Origin of the sequence: Aphanothece microscopica RSMan92 (genome assembly GCF_046613545.2) — a bacterium.
In the GTDB taxonomy this organism is placed as follows: Bacteria; Cyanobacteriota; Cyanobacteriia; order PCC-6307; family Cyanobiaceae; genus NIES-981.
In genome coordinates this window covers 1-592 of record NZ_JBKKKY020000350.1, presented here as the reverse complement: position 1 = coordinate 592, position 592 = coordinate 1, and the positions used below count along the sequence as shown (strand labels likewise).

Here is a 592-nt window from a genome sequence, read left to right as displayed (position 1 = left end):
ATGTCAGTCCTCCACCAATATGATACAGTGCGGAAGCATCATAGGGGAAAGAAAGGACCGTATCGATACTCGACGAATCCAAGATGTTGTCGCGGAGTCGAAACGAAAGAACAGAGAATACAGAGGTCTTCGAATCAGCTGCTGTAACAAAAATCCTTGGGACGGATTTCCGTTTATCGATTGCCATTCCAAGGGCGCCGGATTCCCCGAGCTTTCCAACCGATATCGATCCGGCATTCTTCAGCTCGCCTTTGTTAATGTCATACGCATATATCTGCCCCGATCGCGCGAGAATGAGAAGCTGTCCATCACTGACTTCCTTAACCGTCAATGACTGTTCAATCCCTTCCAAGACAGGCGTGAGTGTAAAGGAAGAGGACTGAAACTCGAGCCCGGTTGAATATCCTTCACCAGAAGACCAAACGATGCCACCAAGCACATGTTGGACGAACTCGGATTCTGTGTACGATTCAGACGTGTGGCCACCAGCTGTGTAAAATGATCTACCAGTTCCAACTGGTGTACACCATGCAATGGGATGGTCCTTGCCCATCGTTCCACCTACGTAGGAGCGTTCGTCGAGAACCGCAAG

General features: G+C 49.5%; 1 protein-coding gene. It reads right to left on the bottom strand.

From position 1 onward, the window contains the following. Positions 1-592 (bottom strand): ThuA domain-containing protein (locus ACLD7X_RS17935; RefSeq protein WP_411425048.1); only part of this gene is annotated, 592 nt, incomplete at both ends.